The organism is Nonomuraea sp. NPDC002799, assembly GCF_053592075.1.
Map to the genome: position 1 here is coordinate 13,624 of NZ_JBSFVA010000057.1, position 21,255 is coordinate 34,878.

At 67.6% G+C, this 21,255-nt stretch carries 13 protein-coding genes; 12 read left to right on the forward strand and 1 reads right to left on the reverse strand.

Going from position 1 to position 21,255, the window contains the following annotated elements; all coding sequences use genetic code 11:
• Nucleotides 1-89: 89 nt before the first annotated feature.
• Genes ACWD0F_RS48330 through ACWD0F_RS48360 form a run of 7 tightly spaced genes read left to right on the forward strand, consistent with a single transcriptional unit; the run spans nt 90 to nt 5,907 of the window.
• Nucleotides 90-1,343 (forward strand): ABC transporter substrate-binding protein, encoded by a 1,254-nt coding sequence (locus ACWD0F_RS48330; protein WP_449889356.1) that lies wholly within the window; start codon nt 90-92, stop codon nt 1,341-1,343.
• Nucleotides 1,344-1,348: 5 nt separating this feature from the next.
• Nucleotides 1,349-2,146 (forward strand): creatininase family protein, encoded by a 798-nt coding sequence (locus ACWD0F_RS48335; protein ID WP_449889358.1) that lies wholly within the window; start codon nt 1,349-1,351, stop codon nt 2,144-2,146.
• Between the two features lie 12 nt (nt 2,147-2,158).
• Nucleotides 2,159-3,037: a DODA-type extradiol aromatic ring-opening family dioxygenase gene (locus tag ACWD0F_RS48340; RefSeq protein WP_449889360.1), complete on the forward strand. Its 879-nt coding sequence runs from the start codon at nt 2,159-2,161 to the stop codon at nt 3,035-3,037.
• Nucleotides 3,037-3,366: an extradiol ring-cleavage dioxygenase gene (locus ACWD0F_RS48345; RefSeq protein ID WP_449889362.1), complete on the forward strand. Its 330-nt coding sequence runs from the start codon at nt 3,037-3,039 to the stop codon at nt 3,364-3,366. Before ACWD0F_RS48340 ends, ACWD0F_RS48345 begins: the two co-directional genes overlap by 1 nt.
• A complete protein-coding gene (locus tag ACWD0F_RS48350; RefSeq protein WP_449889363.1) occupies nt 3,359-4,435 on the forward strand; it encodes an amidohydrolase family protein in 1,077 nt (358 codons plus the stop codon). The genes ACWD0F_RS48345 and ACWD0F_RS48350 overlap by 8 nt, the downstream gene beginning before the upstream one ends.
• On the forward strand, nt 4,432-5,043 hold the full coding sequence (locus ACWD0F_RS48355; RefSeq protein ID WP_449889365.1) for a cysteine hydrolase family protein: 612 nt from the start codon (nt 4,432-4,434) through the stop codon (nt 5,041-5,043). Before ACWD0F_RS48350 ends, ACWD0F_RS48355 begins: the two co-directional genes overlap by 4 nt.
• Before the next feature lie 15 nt (nt 5,044-5,058).
• Nucleotides 5,059-5,907 carry an alpha/beta fold hydrolase gene (locus ACWD0F_RS48360; RefSeq protein WP_449889367.1) on the forward strand — a complete coding sequence of 283 codons (849 nt, stop codon included), beginning with the start codon at nt 5,059-5,061 and terminating at the stop codon, nt 5,905-5,907.
• A gap of 36 nt (nt 5,908-5,943) precedes the next feature.
• Here the strand turns inward: ACWD0F_RS48360 and ACWD0F_RS48365 are convergent, their stop codons facing one another.
• Nucleotides 5,944-6,531, reverse strand: coding sequence for a TIGR03086 family metal-binding protein (locus ACWD0F_RS48365; RefSeq protein ID WP_449889368.1), 588 nt, complete (start codon nt 6,529-6,531; stop codon nt 5,944-5,946).
• A gap of 208 nt (nt 6,532-6,739) precedes the next feature.
• Between ACWD0F_RS48365 and ACWD0F_RS48370 the strand changes: the two genes are divergently transcribed.
• The 5 genes from ACWD0F_RS48370 to ACWD0F_RS48390 all read left to right on the forward strand — a co-directional run bounded on the left by ACWD0F_RS48370 (nt 6,740) and on the right by ACWD0F_RS48390 (nt 21,152).
• Nucleotides 6,740-7,087: a VOC family protein gene (locus ACWD0F_RS48370; RefSeq protein ID WP_449889370.1), complete on the forward strand. Its 348-nt coding sequence runs from the start codon at nt 6,740-6,742 to the stop codon at nt 7,085-7,087.
• A 328-nt stretch (nt 7,088-7,415) separates the two neighbouring features.
• Nucleotides 7,416-9,308 (forward strand): alpha/beta fold hydrolase, encoded by a 1,893-nt coding sequence (locus ACWD0F_RS48375; protein ID WP_449889371.1) that lies wholly within the window; start codon nt 7,416-7,418, stop codon nt 9,306-9,308.
• Between the two features lie 188 nt (nt 9,309-9,496).
• Nucleotides 9,497-13,804, forward strand: a complete 4,308-nt coding sequence (locus tag ACWD0F_RS48380; protein ID WP_449889373.1) for a LamG-like jellyroll fold domain-containing protein — start codon at nt 9,497-9,499, stop codon at nt 13,802-13,804.
• A 124-nt stretch (nt 13,805-13,928) separates the two neighbouring features.
• Complete coding sequence (locus ACWD0F_RS48385) at nt 13,929-20,792, forward strand: RHS repeat-associated core domain-containing protein (protein ID WP_449889375.1); 6,864 nt, start codon at nt 13,929-13,931, stop codon at nt 20,790-20,792.
• A gap of 15 nt (nt 20,793-20,807) precedes the next feature.
• The gene (locus ACWD0F_RS48390; RefSeq protein ID WP_449889376.1) at nt 20,808-21,152 is read left to right on the forward strand and encodes a hypothetical protein; all 345 of its coding nucleotides are present in this window, start codon (nt 20,808-20,810) and stop codon (nt 21,150-21,152) included.
• The last annotated feature ends 103 nt before the right edge of the window (nt 21,153-21,255 follow it).

Below are 21,255 nucleotides of genomic sequence, written 5' to 3' on the forward strand. Positions count from 1 at the left end.
TGCTTACGCTCCCATCCCCGAACCCGACGAGACGAAGGCCCCCCGAGGCTTGGCGTACGAAGGTTCCCTCCACCTCCGGAGTGATCTCGTTGGCACCGTTCACGCGAAACCTGGCGCTGGCCGCCGGCGCGGCAGGGTTACTCATGCTCGCGGCCTGTGGCCGCGACGCCGGTACGGCCGGTACAGCCGGGTCGACCATCCCCAGCGATCCCGGCATCACCGACACGACCATCACCATCGGCACGAGCCAGCCCCTGTCCGGGCCGCTGGCGAGCGCGGGCGAGGCCACGATCGCGGCTTCGCAGGCGTACTTCGCCCACGTCAACGCGCAGGGCGGGGTCAAGATGGCCGACGGCAAGACCCGCACCATCAAGTACGTGTACTACGACGACGCCTACGATCCCGCCAAGAGTGTGCAGAACTACCAGCGTCTGGTCCACCAGGACGCGGTGTTCGCGGTGTTCCAGCCGCTCGGCACCGGGCCCAACCTGGCGATCATGCCGCGTGCGAACGCCGACAAGGTCCCGCACCTGTACGTGCACTCGGGCTCGGAGAAGTTCAGCGACCGGGCGAAGAACCCGTGGACGGTCGGATGGGGGCCGACGCCCATCTCCGAAGGAGAGACGTACGGCAAGTATCTGGCGGCGCGGAACAAGCCGATGACGGTCGCCGTCCTCAGGCAGAACGACGATCTCGGGCAGGGCTATCTGACGGGCCTGCAGGCCGGCATCAAAGGCTCCGAAGTTGAGATCGTGAAGATCGCCACGTACGGCCGCACCGACTCGACCGTGGACAGCCAGGTCTCCGCCCTGGCGAGCACCAAAGCCGACGTGCTGTACATGGGCGTGGTGATCCCACCGCTCATGATCAGCGGCATCAAGCACGCGGGCACGCTCGGCTGGTCGCCGGAGATCTACATGGTGAACAACACCGCCGACATCAGTGGAATCCTCAAGCTGGGCAAGCTGACCGGCCTCGACGACCTGTACACCGCGTCCTTCATCAAGGCCGCGGACGACCCGCAGTGGCAGGACGACACCGGTGTCAAGGGATACCTGGAGAGCATCAAGGAGTATCCCAAGGCGCTCGGCAACCTGGTGAACGGCGAGATCTCCTACGGCGAGGCCGAGACGCTGGTGGCCACGCTGGAGCAGACCAAGGCGCCGACCCGGCAGGCCCTGATGGACGCGGTCCGCACACTGGCCCACGCCCCGGCCGTCGACGTCCTCATGCCGGGTGTCACGCTCGACGCCACCGACGCCACCGCGCCCCCGGTGCACGGACAGGTCGTCCAGCACTTCGACGGCACGTCCTGGCAGACGGTCAAGGAAGACGCGGAGTGACCACGATGTCCTATTCGATCTTCGAGGACACCATGGCCGAGATGACCGGGCAGGAGCTTGAGGCCGCCGCACTGCGCAGACCGCCGGTGCTCCTGCCGCTGGGCGTCATCGAGGCGCACGGTCCGCACCTGCCGCTCGGCACCGACGTGTACGGCTCGTACCTGCTGTGCAAGCTCACCCGGCGGCGACTCGCCGAACGTGGTGTGGAGAGCCTCATCGCGCCCCCGTACTACTGGGGGATCAACTTCGTCACGGGCGCCTTCCCAGGATCGTTCCGGGTGCGCCGCGAGATCGCGGAAGGGCTGCTGTCCGACATCCTCGACACCATCCTCGCCACCGGCTTCACTCACGTCTTCCTCGTCAACCACCAGGGCGACATCCGGCACAAGCAGATGGTGGTCGATGTCGTGCGGAGCAAGAACGCCGACGGCCACACCGGCGTCCAGTGGCTCGACGACGGCTCCTCGCTCGCGCGCCTGGAGCAGACCGGGGACGAGCCGATGTGGCGGCTGTACGATCCGCCGGAACGGTGGCGCGGAGGACTGGGGGCGCACGGCGGGGAGACCGAGACAGCGCTGGTCGGGCGGTACTTCCCCGAGCTCGTCAACTGGGACGAGCAGGAGCACCTGGCCCCGGCGAACCTGTCCGCGCGCGAACTGACGGAATGGCGCAGGGGCGCGGAGCACGCGCCGAAAGTGACGCCTCTGGCCTACCACGGCAGCCCGCACCCGTCCTACGACGAGTGGCGCTACTACGACCACCACGCCAAGGCCATGGCCGACGCCGTGGCCGCGGACAACTGATCGGAGAGGAACATGGCCGAAATATCTCTCGCCGTCGCCGCCAGCCACGCGCCGGGGCTGACCGGATGGTTCGACATGGCGCCGGAGGACGACCGGCGGGTGGTGAACCAGGCGTACACCGCGATCCGGGAGGCCATCGTGGCGTCCGCGATCGACGTGCTCGTGATCGTCGGGAACGACCACGTCGCGAATCACCGGGTCGGTGCCGGCGTCGACTTCACCTTCGGCCTCGCCGATCGCCACCGCGGGCCGGACGAATGGTTCAAGCCGTGGTTGCGGGTCCCCGACTACGACATCCCCGGTGCCCCCGATGTCGCCTCCGCACTCTTCGACCGGCTGCATGGCACGTCGAGCGTGAACGTCGCCGGCGCGTGGGAGAACCTGCGCTTCGACGACAACATCTCGGTGCCGGTCACCAAGACGGGGCTGGCGGAGACGGGGGTACGGCTCGTTCCCGTCCTGCAGAACTGCACCGTCCCGCCCGTACCGGATGAGCGAGCGTGTTATGCCTTCGGCGCGGCGCTCGGTGAGGCGATCCGCACGGGATTGCCGGGCGATCTACGGGTCGGTCTGTTCGGGTCGGGCGGACTCAGCCACGAGCCGGGCGGACCCCGCTACCTGGAGATCGACGAGAAGTTCGATCACTGGTGGATGAGCCTGCTGGAGGCCGGCGACCATGAGAAGGTCCTGGCCGAGGCGACCTTCGACCGGATGGAGCAGGCCGGTTCCGGCGGAACCTCCGAGCTGCTGTCCTGGATCGTGGTCATGGGGGCCATCGGCGAGCGGCCGTGCACGTCGCTGGGCTACGTCGCCTTCGACGAGTGGCGCTGCGGCGTCGGCGCGGTGCTCTGGGACGTGACCGGGCCCGGCGTCAAGACAGGGGTGAAGTGATGGCTCTGGAGCACTTCCGGCCGCAACTGCGGACCAATGATCTCGTGCAAGACCTGAAGTGGAACGACGAGCTGCGAACTCGCTTCGAGGCATCCGAAGCGGCGGTGCTGGCCGAGTACCCGCTCACCGAGGAGGAGCGGGAGGCGATCCGTACCCGTGACTTCCGCCGGCTGTACGAGCTGGGGTTGCACCCGTACCTGCTCAGCCAGCTCGCCCGCCTGCTGTTCGGCACCGGTGAGAAGGCCGGCACGTCCGCGCCGGCGACGGCGCTCATCCGGTCACTACTCGGGGACGAGTACGAGCAGTACATGGTGAACCGGGGTGCTTGAGCCGTCCCGGCGCGTCGGCGTCGAGGACAGGCAGGCGCGAGCACGCACCCCGGTGATCGACGTCCATGCGCACGCCATGCCCATGCCGCTGCTGCGGCACCTGGCACGGGAGGGCCACGCCGACCTGTCGTCGCTGGCCGAGCATGCCATCGCCCTGGACCCCCAGCTCAGCGGCCTGGCCGGGTGGTCCCGCATCCCCGTGCCCCGAGAGCAGTACGACGTGGCAGCCCGGCTGGCCGCCATGGACACGACGGGGGTGGACGCGCAGCTCGTCTCGGCACCCCCGTTCGTGGTCGGGTCGATGTGCGAGGACCCCGACCTGGTCATCGACGTGACGCGCCGGGTGAACGACGCGCTCGCCCAGTTCGTGGCGGGCGCGCCCGACCGGCTGTTCGGCCTGGCCACGGTACCGGTCGGACACCCGGACGCCGCGCGGGAGCTGGCGCGCTGCCTGGATCAGCTCGGCTTCGCCGGGGCGGCCGTCGGCTCCTTCGGCGGCGGAGCCGAACTCGACGATCCGGTGAACGAGGAGCTCTGGGCGGAGCTGTCGGCACGCCGGTGCTTCACGCTGCTGCACCCCAGCCGGGCGTCGGCGGCCGAGCGGCTCGCGTCGTACTACCTGGTGCAGTTGCTCGGATATCCGGTGGAGACCGCGCTGGCCACCGCACGACTGATCCTGGGCGGCGTCCTGGACCGGCATGATCTGATCCTGTGCCTGGCTCACGGCGGCGGTTGCGTCCATGGCGTGGGCGGCCGGCTGAACCTGGGATGGCGGCGCAAGGCGGCGGCGCGGACCACGCCCGAGCTCCCGGCGGACTATCTCGCCGGCCTGTACTACGACACGGCCGTCTTCGACATCAGGGCCCTGTCCCGGCTGATCGAGGATGTCACCGCCGATCACGTGCTTCTCGGCACCGACATGCCCTTCGACCTCGCCGATGAGGTGCCGCTTGACACGATCTCGGAGCTGGGCATGCCGCCCGGCGACGCGGAGGCGATCCTGGGCGGCAACGTGCTGAAGCTGCTGCCGATCGATATCCAACCGGTGACACGGAGGCTCATCGAATGACCGATCCAGCGACCGGGATGGCGTTGATCGTCATCGACATGCAGAACGACTACTGCCACCCCGACGGCGTCTTCGCGCGCGCGGGCCTCACGGTCGACCGTCTGCCCCAGCTCGTCGACGGCGTCAACACCCTGGTGGCGGCGGCGCGCGCCGGCGCGCGCCCGGTTGTCTGGGTGCGCATGGAGTGGTCCGACGACGGCCAGGTGGGGCTGCTGGGCGAGCGGAGCCCGTTCCTGCGACGTGCCGGCCTGCGGGCCGGCACCTGGGGCAGCGAGCTGCTGTCCGGCCTCGATGCGCGCGGCGATGACCTCGTGACCACCAAGCCGCGCTTCAGCGCGTTCTTCGAGACACCCTTGGAGGCCCTGCTCCGGGAACGGGGAATCGGGCGAATCGTCGTCGCGGGCGTGCGGACCGATTTCTGTGTCGAGTCGACCGTACGCGACGCCTTCTTCCGCGACCTGGAGGTCGTCGTGGTGGCCGATGCCGTCGCCGGCTACTTCGAGGAGTTGCATCGCGGAAGCCTGCGGGTGATGGGCACCGTCTTCGCCGACGTGGTGGATCTCGACGCGGGCACCGCCCTCCTCCGCGACGCCAGTCTGACCATTTAGTACAAAGGAGTGAACGTGAGTGTGACTACAGACCTGGCATCGGCCGCGCGGACCGTCGAGGTCGGCGGGATCGCGACAACGGTCATCGACACCGGCGAACCCGCGGCCGGCAGCTCGGCACCGCCGCTGCTGTTGCTGCACGGGTCCGGCCCGGGGGTGACCGCGCTGGCGAACTGGCGGCCGATCATCCCCGCCTTCGCGGCATCGCGGCGAGTCATCGCGCCGGACCAGCTCGGGTTCGGCGGCACGGCCACCGGTGAGGCCCGCACGTATGGCCGCGCGTCCTGGACCCGGCACGCGCTGGCGCTGCTCGACGAGCTCGGCATCGACCAGATCGACATCATCGGCAACTCGATGGGCGGCGCGATCGCGCTCTCGCTCGCGGCCGCGCGCCCCTACCTGCCCCGCCGCATCGTCCTCATGGGCTCGATGGGGATCGCGATGCCGCTGCCCGACGGCCTGGACGGAGTCTGGCGCTACGAGCCCAGCATCGAGGAGTCGCGCCGCGTCATCGGGCTGTTCGCCCACAACCGCGACCTCATCACTGACGACCTGGTCCAGATGCGGTACGAGGCGAGCATCCGGCCGGCCGTCCGCGACTCGTGGCAGGCCATGTTCCCGCCGCCGCGCCAGCGCTGGGTCGACGACCTCGCTTTGACCGGAGCGGAGCTCAACGCGATCGACCAGCCGGTGCTGCTGGTCCACGGTCGCGACGACAAGGTCGTCCCGTGGAGTTCCTCCGCCGCCCTGCTGGACCTGCTGCCCGATTCGCGGCTGCACGTCCTGGGCAGTTGCGGACACTGGACGATGATCGAGCGCACGACCGATTTCCTCGCCGTCGTCGAGCCCTTCCTCACCGTCTGATCGGGCCTCGCGGACGGCGGGCGGCCCGGCGGTTGGTCACGACGTCCTGGCGGCCGGTTCTTGGGAGGCTCGCCAGGACGGGGAGCGGCCCAGAGCCGCTACGAGGAGATCGGTGGGGGAGGCGTTCTCCTGCACCTGGACCGGAGACGCATATGTGCGTCCCGGTCCGCGCAGTGCCCCCTCGGCCGGCAACGCCTGGGCGACCGGCACGGCCACGCTCAGCAGGTCGGCAGGCAGATCAGGATCGAGACCGATGGCCCTGCTGATATCCCAGTGGTGGGTGAGCATGTCGGCCAGGTGTATCGAGAGGATCTGACGGCAGGGGTACCGTACGCCGTACTTGGGGATGTGGATGTCCCGCTCCAGCAAGCCCGGCTGCCCGAACGCCGCCCGCCACCGCGCGGCGGCTTGGGGAAAGGCCCTCCTGGGATCAGGGTCCAGTGTGATGAAGGCGTTCAAGAGTCCTTCGGAGATCGCCTCGTGCTCGGTGTTCATATGGTCGATCAGGTCGCGCACGGTCCAGCCCGCGCACGGGGTTGCCGCAGCGAGTTGCGCCTCGGTCAGGCCCTCCACCAGGTTGCCCACATGGTCGAGCGCCGCTGCGTCTAGTGCAAGAAGGTTCATGCAACGACAATAGCGAACGATCGTAATCTAGTCGATAGCGAACGCTCGTCTGGTATTCACCGGCACGCAGCCTCATGCCTCCGTCCTGCGGACCGTCACGCTGAACAGCGGTGACCGTGTCACAGTCAGCGCGGTGATCAAGGCCGGTGAGGGAGGGAGGAGGTCACCTTCGTCACTGACGAGAGCGGCGTCCGGGCCTGCTGGTGCTGTGACCGGAACCGATCACCGGGCCGAAGTTCTCTTGCGCGCCGATGATTTGCTTGAACGTGGTGGGGCGGACCTGATGCTGGAGCAGCCGTTGAGCTGGGACCGTCTCTACCCGCGCGCGGAGCTGGACTACCCCTACGGGCGTGGGATCAACCTCACTGTTGAAGTGGATGACGTAGCCCAAATTCACACCACGCTGCTCGCTGCCGGCTATGAGATGTGGCTGCCGTTGGAAGAGCGCTGGTACGAGCGCACCGTCGACGCCGTGGGTGTGCGCCAGTTCGCGGTGCAGGACCCGGACGGCTACCTCCTGCGTATCTCTCAGCACCTGGGGACCCGCCCTCGATAGCCACCCACGTCATGCCGAGTCGCTGTAGCGGGGCTCACCAGTCGTGACACCGGAGGCCGGCTCGTACGACGCGTTGTATCCACGCTTTATTTCCCCATGGCCTGGACAAAATTATATAGATCGGTCTATCTTATCAAGGCGCGACCAAGGACGATCGGACGCGGGCCCGGCTGATCGAGGCTGCTCGGACGCTTGTGGGCCAACTGGTCGGCGACTCTCCATCGGGCGGATCAGTCAGCGCATCATCCGGCCATCTGGCACCGATTGGCCGCCAAGCATCTTTTTTTTCGGCTGTGAATATGCAGATCGGTCTAGAGAGGCAAGTGGGATGGAAGAGACTTCGTCCAGCGCGCCGGACGCCGTGGTGTTCGGCGCGACCGGCTTCATCGGCAGGTGGACGCTGCTGCACCTGCTGGATCAGGGTCGCAGGGTCGCGGCCGTCGTCCGCGCGTCGAAGGCGGACGACGAGTTACGCGCCTGGCTGCGAGATCACGGCGTGGCCGCGGAGCGGCTCGCGGTCGTGGCCGGTGATCTCACGAGCGGTGCGGGCCTGGGGCTGAGCGCGGCGGACGACCAGCGGCTCGCCGGGGTACGGGATGTCTTCAGCGCCGCCGGCATCTACCGGTTCGGGCTGCGCCGCGAGGAGGCCAGGGCGGTCAATGTCGAGGGCGCCCTCAATGTGCTGCGCTGGGCCGCGACCCGGCCCGGGCTGCGCCGGCTGATCCACGTCTCGGGTTACCGGGTCGGGCTGGCCGCATCGGCGCAATATCCGCTCCCGGAGGCCGAACTGGTGCGGCTCTACCGAGACGCGGGGGCTTACGAAGGCTCCAAGACCGAAGGGGACGCGGCCGTACGGGTCGTCGCGGCGAAACTGGGCGTTCCCCTGACCGTGGTGAACCCCAGCAGCGTGATCGGCCACTCGGCCACGGGCGAGTCCGGCCAGTACATCGGCCTGGCTGAAGTGGTGCGCGACCTGTGGACGGGCCGGCTACCCGCGCTGCCGGGAACCGCCCGTACCTTCGTGCCCGTGGTCACTGTCGATCATTTCGCGAAGTTCATGGCCGCGCTTCCCGAACACGACCCGCGGCCCGGCGGCCTGCACTGGGTGCTCGACGAGAACACCCCGGACCTGCCCGACATGATCAGGTTGCTCGCCGGCCACCTGGGCGTACCCGCGCCGAAGATCCACGTGCCGGTCGCCCTGATCCGCCGCCTTCCCGCTGCGCTGACCGGAGCCAACCCCGAGACGCTGGGCTTCCTGACCGAGGACCGCTATGACACGGCTTCGGCCGAGAGGGTCGCCGAGACCGCGGGGCTCCGGCGGCCTCCCGTCGAGACCGCGTTGCGCCGCTGGGCTGATCGGCTGGTGGCGGAGCGGTTCGGGACGGCCCCAGGCGGGCCGGCCGGCGGTTTTCATGAAGTCAGCGGGTCCCGGACCTACGTCGCAGGCGACCGGACCGCGCCCGGCTTCGTTTTCCTGCACGGACTTCCCCTCGACGGCGAGTCCTGGCAGGAAGTGCTAAGCGAGCTGGACGCGCCCGCCCTCGTCGCCGACCTGCCGGGACTCGGCCGTTCGGCCCCCACGACGGCCACCCCGCTGGACTGGCTCAGCGACCTGCTGGCACCCGTACGGACCCGGCCCGTCATCGTCGCCCACTCCGCGGCCACCGCACCAGCGCTCCGCTACGCTGCCGCCTATCCCGATCGCGTCGCCGCGCTGCTCCTCATCTCCCCTTACTTCCTGCAGCAGCGGCCCCCACCATCGCTCCGCACACCGGCGCTCGCCGCACCACTCCTGAAGCGAATCTCCGCCGACCGGCTCGCGGCCGCACTCCTCGGCCCGAGCGGCAGCAGCTCCTCCGACGAGACCCGCCGAGCCGTCGCGAGCGCCGCCGCCCAACTGCACCGGCCCGGCGTCGCCCGCCGCACGGCTCGCTGGCTCCGGGACGCCAACCACGCCACCGAACGCGCCGCCCTCCATGCCCTGCTCAGTCGGTCCATGCCCGCCTCGGTCCCGATCCACATCGTCACCGGACAACTCGATCCGCTGATCGGTGACCCCGGCCCGGCCACCGTCATGACCATTCCCGCCACCGGGCACCATCCGCACCTCACTCACCCCTCCGCCGTCGCCGCGTTTCTGCGGCGCATCGCCGGCGGATCGACCGGCCACGACACGCAAGGGATCTCGTCCAGTCCGCAGGTGAACGGCATCGGCTGAAGACCGACGCCCGCAGGGTGATCGCGATCCCGTCACACGATTCGGTCGCGGGATCGCCGTCTGTCTCGCCGCGCCCACATGAACACCTGGATGGGGCGGGGCCGACAGGTGTTCATGATCCCACCCCCTCTGCGGTATGCGATCTTCATATGATATGAAATACAGATAATATCGAAAGGTGGAGCACGATGCTGGACCACAGATATGCGCGATTAACCGCGTTCTTCTCGGGCTTGGTGCTGTTGGTTGCCTGCCATGCCGTGCTGGGCGGCCGAGCTGCGGCGAGCACGGAGATGTCCGCCGCGCCGCGTACTGTGACTCCGTCGCCCCTCGTGGTCGACACTGAGAACGCGGCGCTGGCGGAGGCCGCCCGCACGGGCCAGAACGTTGAGATCGCCTCGCTGCGCGGTGAGTCCAGCGAGGTGTACGCCACTTCGCAGGGTCATTTGCAGGCGGTGAAGCACCTGCGGCCGGTGCGGAGCCGGGTCGGTGGGGAATGGAAGGCCATCGACACCGGGCTGGAGCGGCGTCCGGACGGGTCGGTCGGGCCGAAGGTGGCCGCTGTTGAGATCGCGTTCTCCGGTGGCGGGGACCAGCCGCTGATCACTTTGGAGCGTGCCGGGCGGAAGCTGAGCCTGTCGTGGCCGGCGGCGCTGCCCGCGCCGTCCATCGCGGGCGACACCGCGACCTATCCCGAGGTTCTGCCCGGCGTGGATCTTCTGGCGCGCGCCGATGTGGACGGCGCGTCGGAGGTGCTGGTGGTCAAGACCGCGGCGGCGGCGGCGGATCCGCGTCTGGCTGAGCTGCGGCTGGCGATGGATTCCGGTGGAATGATGATGAGCCGGACGCCTGACGGGGGCTTTCAGGCCGTGGATCCGGGTGCCGGCGGGGTGGTGTTCGAGGCGCCGAAGCCGATGATGTGGGATTCCGGCGCCGCGGGCACCGCGACGGCCCAGGCGCGGGCCGGCGCGGCGGCAGCTCCCGCGCAGGCCGGGACGGTGCCGGACGCCTCTGCTGGACCGGGGGATTCGGCGAAGGTCGCGCCGATCGGCGTGGCTCTTGCCTCCGGCGGCCGGGAACTGGTGCTCACCCCTGATCAGGGGCTGTTAGAGAACGCCCGGTATCCGGTGTACATCGATCCGAAAGTGTCTTCGCCGGTGGCGTCGAGCTGGACGATGGCGTCGCGGTACTGGGCATCATCGCCGCAGTGGAAGTTCAACGGTGATTCCGATGCCGGCGTCGGCTACTGCGCGGACGAATCCCGGTGCGCGCCCGCTGATGTGAAGCGGTTGTTCTATCAGGTGCCGACCTCTGAATTCATCGGGAAGAAGATCGTGTCGGCGGAGTTCGTGGTGCGGGAGACCCACGCCTACAGTTGCGAGCCGCGGAACGTCGAGCTGTGGCGGACGAAGGGGATCTCGTCGTCCACGACGTGGAATTCCCAGCTGGCCTCCGGCTTCTGGATCGACAAGCTGCAGACGGTGAACACCGCGCATGGCTATGGATCCGGGTGTGCCGCCGGTGATGTCGAGTTCTGGGCGGGGCGGGCCGTGCAGGAGGCGGCGGCACATGGTTGGACGACCACCACGTTCGGGATCAGGGCGAGCGATGAGAACGATCCGTATGGGTGGAAGCGTTTCTCCGATCACGCCTCCCTGCGGGTGGAGTACAACCGGCCTCCGGCACAGATCTCCATGTCGCAGTTGACGTCACAGCCGGGCGGGGCATGTGGGAAGGCCGGCGCGCCCAAGTATGTGCGTAGCCTGCCGAAGTTGACGGCGAACAACGTGACCGATCCCGATGATGAGGCCGTGGCGGTGCAGTTCGCCGCCAACTGGGACTCCGGAGACGGCAAGGGATCGATCATGCGCTGGGCGTCCGCGCTGTCGACGTACAAACAGTCGGGTTCCGATTTCGAGGCCACCCTGCCCGCAAGCGTGCCGAAGAACAAGGTCATCGGCTGGTACGCGCGCTCTTACGACAAAGCTGAATATTCGCCGTGGTCCTGGGCGGGTTCGGCGACGACCTGCTGGTTGATCTACGACACGTCCGTGCCGGCGGGACCGGCCATCTCCTCTGGGCAGTATCCGGCTTCTGATCCGGAGAATCCTGCTGATCCGTGGACGGATGGTGTGGGCCGTTATGGGTCGTTCGCGATCGACTCGGCTTCGACGGATGTCGTCAAGTACTGGTTCGGCATCAACGACGATCCCAGCAGTGCCCACACCGTGAGCACCTCCGGTGGCGGCGTGGTGTCGGTGAAGTTCATGCCGACCAAGCCGGGCGTGAACTATGTGACGGCGCAGGCCTTCGACACCGCCGGCAACGGCAGCCAGATCACCAGATATCAGTTCCGGGTGCGGGCCGGGCAGCCGGAGCGCCTGTCGCTGGGGCTGGATGAGCAGGCGGGCGCGTCGTCGGTCGGTGGTACCGGCGGCGCTTGGGTGGCCGATCTTCATGGCGGCGCGCACGCCGGTGGTGCGGGTGTGGGTGATACCGCGACGGGGGTGCATCTGGATGGCGCGGACGGCTACGCCGCCACGGCGGCTCCAGTGTTGAACACGGGGAAGAGCTTCGCGGTGTCGGTGTGGGCGAGGCTGCCGGCCCAGCAGCCCACCCAGCCCTTGATGGCGTTGTCGCAGAGTGGGCAGTACACCAGTGGCTTCCAGCTGTACTACTCACCCACCTCTGGCGGCTGGGTGTTCGGGCGGTTCACCTCCGACAACCAGGCCGGCCAGGGACTCGTGACGGCTTCCCAGCCATCCTGTCCGGTCGGCGACACGGCATGTGCCGCGAGCCGGTTGGCTACCTGGACGCATGTCGCGGGCGTGTTCGACAACACGAACAAGCTACTGAAGTTGTATGTGAACGGGACACTCGCGGCGACGGCACCTTTCAGCGGACCGTGGGACGCGCGCGGGCAGACGGTGATCGGCGCCGGCGCCCAGAACGGCACGTTCAAGTCGTTCTTCTCCGGAGACCTGGACGAGGCGCAGTTCTTCGACAATCAGCTACCCGCTGATCAGATCGCCCGCCTGGCCGCCAAGCAGCCGGTGACGTCCCCGCAACGACCGGCCAAGGTCGTGTGGTCGTTCGACGAGGACGCCAAGGCGACTTCGCTGACCGGCCACGGTCAGCTGGTGGAGGCTGTGCTGCATGGGTCGCCGCGGCTGGGTGGCCCGGCTGTGACCGGGACCGGGATGAATCTGGACGGTGTGGACGATCGCGCCGTGACCACGCAGCCGGTGCTCGACACTTACCAGAGTTTCGCGGTGTCGTTGTGGGCGCAGCCGGCGGTCGAGGACCGGGTCTCGGTCGCAGCACATCAGGCCGGTGCGGCCAATCGTGGTTTCGAGGTTTATCACAACAGCACCGGCTGGGTATTCCAGCGAGCGGCGTCCGACACTGCGGGCGCTCCGCTCGTCAGGGCCGTTCAGAACGCCTGCCCCGCGGGTTCGCCGACATGTGCGGCGGCTCGGCTGGGGGAGTGGTCGCATGTGGTCGCCGTGTATGACATCGACACCGCTCAGATGCGGCTGTATGTCAACGGTGTTCTCGTCGCCACCGAGGCGTTCACCACTCCGTGGCTGGCCACCGGTCCGATTACGCTCGGCGCGTCGAACTATCCCACGGGTCTCGCCAACTTCTTCAAGGGTGATCTGGATGATGTCCGGTTCTTTGACCGGGCCGTGTCGGTGGACGAGGTCAGGGGGCTGTTCGCCCAGTATCCGGTGGTCAAGGGCCGCTGGCAGTTGGATTCGTCCAGCGGTAGTCCGGTCACGTCCCCGGACGCCTCGGCCGGCAATCGCCCTGTGACGTTGTTCAACGGGGCGAAGATCGACACTGGCTGGGTGGATGGCCGCGGGCTCAACTTGGACGGTGTGGACGACTACGCCGCCACCAGCGGTGTCCCGATCGACACCAGCCGGAGTTTCACGGTCACGGCCTGGGCGCTGGCCTCGGGTGCTCGGCCGACGAAGGAAGAGACGGTGATCAGCCAGGAGGGCTCGGTCAACAGTGGGTTCAGCGTCCGTTATGTGCCGGGCGTGGCCGGGACCGGGGCGTGGCGGATCGTGATGCCGGAGACGGACACCACCGCCGCGGCGACGGCCGGCGCGGACAACACCAATTTTGATGATTTCGGCTCTCGCGGCTGGAACCATCTGGCGCTGGCCTATGACTCTTTCGCCGGCCGGATGAGTCTGTATGTCAATGGTCAGCTCCAGCAGCTGGCCTGCCCGGATTCCGATGGTGACGGCACGCAGGACGATGCCGCCTGTGCCGACGGCGTTTCCTGGGCTTCGAACATGTTCGGGTTCAACGCCACGAAGTCGCTGCAACTGGGCCGTGTGAAGACGAACGGGGTCTGGAGCGGGAACTGGTCGGGCTCCATCGATGACGTCTGGGCGTTCCAGGGAGTGCTCAGCCAGACGCAGATCCAGCAACTCGCCGCCGGCACGCGAGGAATGCCGACCACCGTCCCAGGTGCCGGCTAGCAGGTGACCTCCTGGTGGGTGGCCGTGTTGTACGTGGCCACCCACCAGGAGGTAGGCACGCCGTGAACGCGCGAGCGCGGCAACATTTCTTAGAACTTCGAACTATCACCTGGTCAGGGCGCCGGTGCGATGGCGCGCGCTGAAGAGTGGACAGAAGGATGAACCAATGACAAGGCAGTTGCGGGGGTCGGCTGTGCGGCTGGTGTTGGCGTCGGCGTTGGCGTCGGTGTTGGTGCTGGCCGGTACGACGGTGGCGGCCGTGCCGTCTGATGCGAGCACGGGTCGTCCCGAGGTGGTGGAGGCGGACAAGCCGGTTCCCGGGCATCCGATCAAGGTGACGCCGCGTGAACGTGATCCGGCCGTGGTGGTGCCGCCGCCCGCTGCGGTGTGGCCGGTGGCGGGTCGTGCGTCCGCGTCGGTGCCCACAGTGAGCAGCGGGGAGGAGGCGCGTGCTCCGCTGGATGGGTTGCCGATCGCGCTGCGGGCTCCGTCGGGGGCGGGGGCGGCTGCCGGTGTGGCGCGCGAGAAGAGTTCCGCATCGGCCGCCGCTGTTCCCGCATCGGTCGCCACTGCTGAGATCACTGTTGAGAGTCCGGCGGCTGCTGGTGCGGCCCAGGTTAACGGCATGCTGCTCACCGCACGCCGTACCGATGACGTCGCCGAGCCGGGCAGCGTCGGCCTGGAGATCGACTACAGCCGTTTCGCGCAGGTCTATGGCGGCGGCTACGGTTCGCGTCTGCGTCTCATCCAGTTACCGGCGTGCGTGTTGACCACCCCGGACCAGGCGCAGTGCCGTGCGGGGGTGCCGGTGGCGGCGACCAACGACAGCGCCGGTCGGACTCTGACCGCGGCGGCGGTGACTTTGCCGGCCGCGGCTGCGACGGGGGGTGGGCTGGTGGCGGTCCTGGCGGTGACGGCGGGGGCCGCCGGGGATGGCGGGGATTATGGTGCGACGCCGCTTTCGCCGTCGGCGACCTGGCAGATGGGTCTCAATGCCGGGAGTTTCTCTTGGTCCTACCCTATGCCGGCGCCGGTGGTGCCGGGTGGGCTGGCGCCCGTGGTCGGTATCTCCTACTCCTCGGGCGGCGTTGACGGCCGGACCAGTACGACCAACAATCAGTCGTCTTGGGCTGGGGATGGTTTCGAGGCGTGGCCGGGATTCATCGAGCGGGGCTACAAGTCTTGTTCGGATGATGGGGCGCCGGCTACCAACGGGGTCAAGCCGTTCGATCGGTGCTGGGGTTATGACAACGCCACGCTCAGCCTGAACGGCCAGGGCGGCGAGCTGATCCCGGCCGGGGCCAACCGCTGGAAGCTGAAGGACGATGACGGCACCAGGGTCGAGAAGCTGAAGGGTTCGGCCACCGATGTGCGCGACAACGGGGATGACGACCAGGAGTATTGGCGGGTCACGACCACTGATGGCACCCAGTACTACTTCGGTTACCACAAGTTGCCTGGGTGGTCGAGTGGTAAGGAGAGCACCGATTCCACCTGGGCCGTCCCGGTCTATGGCAACAACGCCGACGAACCCTGCCACGCCGCGACCTTCGCGGCCTCGTGGTGTCAGCAGGCGTGGCGGTGGAATCTCGACTACGTCGTCGATACGCACGGCAACGCCATCGCCTATTACTACAACCGGGAGGGCAACTCCTACAGCCGTAACCTGATCGCTGCCGACGACACCGCTTACACCCGTGGCGGCACCTTGGAGCGCATCGAGTACGGTCTGCGCAGCGATGCGATGTACGCGGCCAAGCCGCTGGCGCGGGTTGTTTTCGGTTCCGCTGAGCGGTGTCTGCCCGTCTCCGGTGTGACGTGTGCGCCGGACACGATCGCCACCCAGTCGGCGCACTGGTATGACACGCCCTGGGATCGAAACTGTAAGGCCGGTGCCGATTGCACGAGTTTCGCGCCGACGTTCTGGACGCGTAACCGTCTGACGTCGGTGACCACTCAGGTGCTGGCGGCGGGCGGGAGCTATGCCGATGTCGACAGCTGGGCCTTCACCCACGTGTGGGGGATGGCGGACATCGACTATCAGTTGCTGCTCGACTCCATCCAGCACACCGGCAAGAGCGCCACTCCGCACGTCACCTTGCCGAAGGTGACGTTCGACTACCGCCAGGGCGCCAACCGGCTGGACAAGCAGGGCGATGGCACGGCTCCGTTCATCAAGGCCCGGCTGGGTACGGTCGTGGACGAGAGTGGCGGGCAGATCGATGTCACCTACTCGGCTGCCGCCTGTGACTGGGGCAAGCTCCCGGCGCCGGAGACGAATACGACGCGCTGTTATCCGGTGTATTCCACCGCCTCGGGTGATCTCGACCCTTCGCTTCAGTGGTTCAACAAGTACGTCGTGGTCTCGGTCACCCAGAGCGACCGCACCAACGCCTCGCCGGACCGCGTCACCCGGTATGACTATCTGGACGACGCCGCCTGGCACTTCGACGATGACGACGGCCTGACCAAGGAGAAATACAAGACCTGGTCGCAATGGCGCGGGTATCGGCGCGTCCGGGTGCAGAGCGGCGGCACCTCCGGCATGCTCTCCCAAAGCGATCACTACTTCCAGCGCGGGATGCATGGCGATCGGCGCAACACCGACGGCGGCACCAAGCCCGTCACGTTCGACAACGGTGAAGGCGTCACCCTCACCGACTGGGAGGCGCTGGCCGGTTTCGAATACCGCACGGAACAGTATTCAGGGCCCGGCGGGCGTGTGCTGTCCAAGACGGTCCATCATGGCTGGTTTCACCAGAGCGCGGTTCGTGAGCGCTCGTGGGGGACCACCGCCGCCAACCTGAGCGGCACCGACGTCACGCAGAGCTTCGTCTCACTCGACAACGGCGCCGGGCTGAAGTGGCGGCAGACGCTCGCCAAGAACACCTTGGAGACCACCGCCGGACGCATCACCCAGAGCGATGACCTCGGTGACATCACGGTCACCGGCGACGAGCGCTGCACCCGGGTCACCTTCCTCGACAACACCGACGCGAACCTGCTCATGCCGGCGCGGACCGAGACGGTCGCGGTGGACTGTGGCACCGCGCCCAAGCGCGGCACCCAGGTGATCTCCGACGTGCGTCTGGCCTATGACGGCTCCAGCTACACCGCGGTGCCCACCAAGGGTGTCGCCTGGTACACCGCCACGCTCAAGTCGCACGACGGCACGACCGGCACCTACCTGGAGTCGGGCGCCACCTACGACCGCTACGGCCGGGAACTCACCAGCACCGACCTCACCGCCAACCTCACCGCGACCAACACCGGCGTACCGGCCCGCACCGCCCGCACCGACGGACGCACCACCAAAACGGTCTACTCCCCGTCCACCGGCATCCCGACGTCGACGACGGTCACCACGCCGCCCGCCGACCCGGCCAAGCCCGACTCGGCGCTGAGCACCACCACGAGCCTGGAGGCGTTGCGCGGCGCACCGCTCACGGTGACCGACATCAACGGCAAACGCACCAAGAACACCTACGACGCGCTCGGCCGTGTGCTGAAGACGTGGCTTGCCGACCGGGCCGACAACCTGAGCCCCAACGTCGAGCACACCTACACCATCGCCGACGACGCGCCGGTCGCCGTCGGCACCAAGACCCTCAACAACGACAACACCCAAGACACCTCCTACCTCATCTACGACGGTTTCCTGAATCCGCGCCAGAGTCAGGAGCCGGGCCCAGACGGCGGCAGCGTGGTCGCCGACACCTTCTACGACGAGCGCGGCCTGACGGCCAAGGAGTTCGCGCCGTACTACATGACCTCGGCGCCGTCCAAGACGCTGACCGGGCCGGACAAGGCTTTGTCGGTGGAGGCTCAGACCTGGCACACCTACGACGGCCTCGGCCGGGAGACCCAGCAGAAGCAGGTCGCCGGGAACGGCGACGGCGGCACCGTGCTCGCGACCACCACCACGACCTACGGCGGTGATCGCATCACCGTGACCCCGCCCACCGGCGGCACCACCACCACCACGCTCTTCGACAGCCGGGGCCAGAGCACCGAGCTGTGGCAGTATCACACGCCCGCCCCCACCGGCACGCCCGACAAGACCCGCTACGGCTACACCCCCGCGGGCCAACTCGCCTCCATCACCGACACCGACGACAACTCCTGGTCCTACTCCTATGACCAGCTCGGCCGCCAGCGCGAGGCGAAGGACCCCGACACCGGCACCAGCAGCTTCGCCTACGACGACCGCGGCCTGCTGCAGACCAGCACCGACTCGCGTAGCAGCGGCAACACCCTCGCCTACGTCTACGACGGTCTCGGCCGCCGGACCGCGCTGCACGCCGGCAGCGCCACCGGCACCAAACTCGCCGGCTGGACCTACGACACGGCCTACCGCGGCAAGGGGCTGCTGGCCTCCGCCACCCGTTACGACAACGGCCACCCCTACACCACCACGATCGACACCTACGACGCCCTGGACCGGGTCACCCGCTCCATCGTGTCCATCCCCGCGGCGGAGGGCGCGCTGGCGGGCAGCTACGACTTCGACACCAAGTACAACCCGGACGGGACGCTGATGTCGGCGGGTCTGCCTCCCCAGGGCTCCCTCCCGGGCGAGACGGTCACCCTCGGCTACGACTCGGTGCACCGCCCGATCACGGTGAGCGGCACCTCCGCCTACCTGACCGACACCCGCTACAGCTTGACCGGCAGGCCACAGCAGTACGAACTCGCCACCACCGCCACCGGCGCCAAGCACACCTGGCTCACCCTCGCCTACGAGTGGGGCACCCAGCGGCTGAAAACCTCCCGCGTCGACCGCGAAGACGTCGCCGGGGTCGACCGGTTCACCACCTACGGCTACGACCAGATCGGCGACATCACCTCGATCGCCGACACCTCACGCGACGGCACCGACAACCAGTGTTTCGCCTACGACGCCCTCCAGCGGCTGCTGCAAGCCTGGGCCCAGAACACCACCGCCTGCGCGGCCACACCCTCGGCGTCGGTCCTGGGCGGCCCGGCACCGTACTGGCAGTCCTGGACCTACGGCGCCACCGGCAACCGCGACACCCAGACCGACCACCACCCCAGCGGCGACACCGCCAAGGACGTCAAACAGCGCTACACCTACCCCGACCCCAAACAGCCACAGCCGCACACCCTCACCCAGACCGACACCACCGGACCCAACGGCGGCACCGCCCGCAACCTCTACGGCTACGACCCGGCCGGCCGCACCATCACCCGCACGCTCGGCGGTGACCAGCAGGTCCTGACCTGGGACACCGAAGGCAACCTGACCAAGGTCGCCCCGGCCGCCGGCCACACCGGCGCCACCACCTCCTACCTCTACGACGCCGACGGCACCCGCCTGATCAAACGCACCGACACCGCCACCACGCTCTACCTCGGCGGCACCGAGATCACCCTGCTCAAGGGCGCCACCGCCGCCACCGCCACCCGCTACTACGACCTCGGCAACGGCGTCCAGGCCGTCCGCACCAACGACAACACCGTCTCCTTCGTCGTCCCCGACCACCACGCCACCGGCGAACTCGCCATCGACGCGGCCACCCTGGCCCTGCGACAGCGCCGCACCACCCCCTTCGGCGACCTGCGCGGCACTGAGCCGACCGGCTGGCCCGGCACCAAGGGCTTCGTCGGCGGCACCGACGACCCCACCACCGGCCTGACCCATCTCGGCGCCCGCGAATACGACCCCGCCATCGGCCGCTTCATCTCCGCCGACCCCATCCTCGTCGCCGGCAGCCCCCAGCAGATGAACGGCTACGCCTACAGCGACAACAACCCCGTCACCACCAGCGACCCCACCGGCCTGTGTGCCGGGAGCCTGTGCTCCCCTGGCGGCGGCGCCCTAGGGGGTGGGATGAGCAAGGACCCGGACATCGACTGGACCACCCCCGACAATAAAGCCGGCGGCACATCCCCCGATGTCGATACCCGTGACGACTGGATGGTCAACCGATCTGGTATTGAAACTCGGGACAACTGGATGTTCTATCCCGAGGTCGAAGTCAAGGCGCCCAAGAAGAAGTCAAAGGGGCGGAAGTTCTGGGACATCGCTACAAAGGCCGGCGGCATCGCCTTTTCGTTGATGGACCCGCGCGCGGAAATTCAGGGCTGCGGCAACCTCGACCCCATAGACTGCGCGATGCTTTTGCCGTGGGGAAAGCCTGTCAAAGCCGCCAAGAAAATCAAAGAAGCCGCCGGTGCGGCAAAGAAAACTAAGCCGAAGCCGAAGCCGAAGCTGAACGCTTGCCGTGACAGTTTCCCCGCCGGCACCCTGGTCCTCCTGGCCGACGGCACCGTCACACCCATCGAGAAACTCAAACTAGGCGACGACGTCGCGGCCACCGACCCGCAAACCTCCACATCCGGCCCCCGCGACATCGACGCCACCATCGTCACCCCCAACGACACAGACTTCACCACAATCACCATCAACACCCAGCACCAACCCAGTTCCATCACCGCAACCGACCACCACTCCTTCTGGTCACCCAGCGCACACGCCTGGATCAACGCCGGCGACCTCAAGCCCGGCATGACCCTGCGCTCCGCCGACGGCCACAACCTCACCATCACCGCCACCCGCCACTTCCACCGGCTCCAAACCGCCTACAACCTCACCATCCGCGGCCTCCACACGTACTATGTGCTCGCCGGTACGGTGCCCGTGCTGGTGCACAATGCAGGATTGTGCACCGAGCAAATCGACAGCGTCTTCCATAACCCCAGTGAAAGAACCTCGCAAGCTCAGTTTGAATTCCACTGGGACAAGCATGCAAGGAAGCGCGGTGTCACGCGTGAGCAGTACCTCCAGGACGCGAAAGGCTGGGCGACGGGCATTGCCCAGCCAGGAGGGAAGATGGGGCTCAATGCCAGATTGGAGTCGCTGGTGGACGGCCTGAGCGCGATAAAATACGTGGACCCGAAGACGGGTAAGGGCGGGATCATCGGCCCCGACGGCAAGGTCGTATCATTCTGGTATGGCGTCGACTAAGGAGAGGACGAGTCTTTGTCAGATTTCATGGAGAACTACACTCTCTGGCGACGCTTGTCGTTTCCTGGTCTACGCCGCGGCGAGAATCTGTTGCGCGCAGGAGAGAACCTTGCACTCATTCATGGCGATCTAGCTCTCGCTGACGAATATGTGACCCAGGTGATCCTTTTTGTCGACGAGGGGATATTCAGGCCGGGCCGGGCGGACGTCATGGGGTTGCTTGAAGGGATCATCTCTCGCCTGGAACGATTCGGCGAAGGCATGACCACCGAAGAAGGAGAAGTTGTCGGCGCCCATTATCAATATGCAGTTCTGCTGCAGCGAATCTATGGTGAATTTCTGCGCATAGGAACTCCGTAGCCCCTGACCAGCAGGGATCAATGTAAAGTCGCTCAAAGTGCCTGGGCGACTTTTCATTTCCGTTTGGAGCCTTTGTATGTGCGAGGGGTACCGCCGCGCTGGC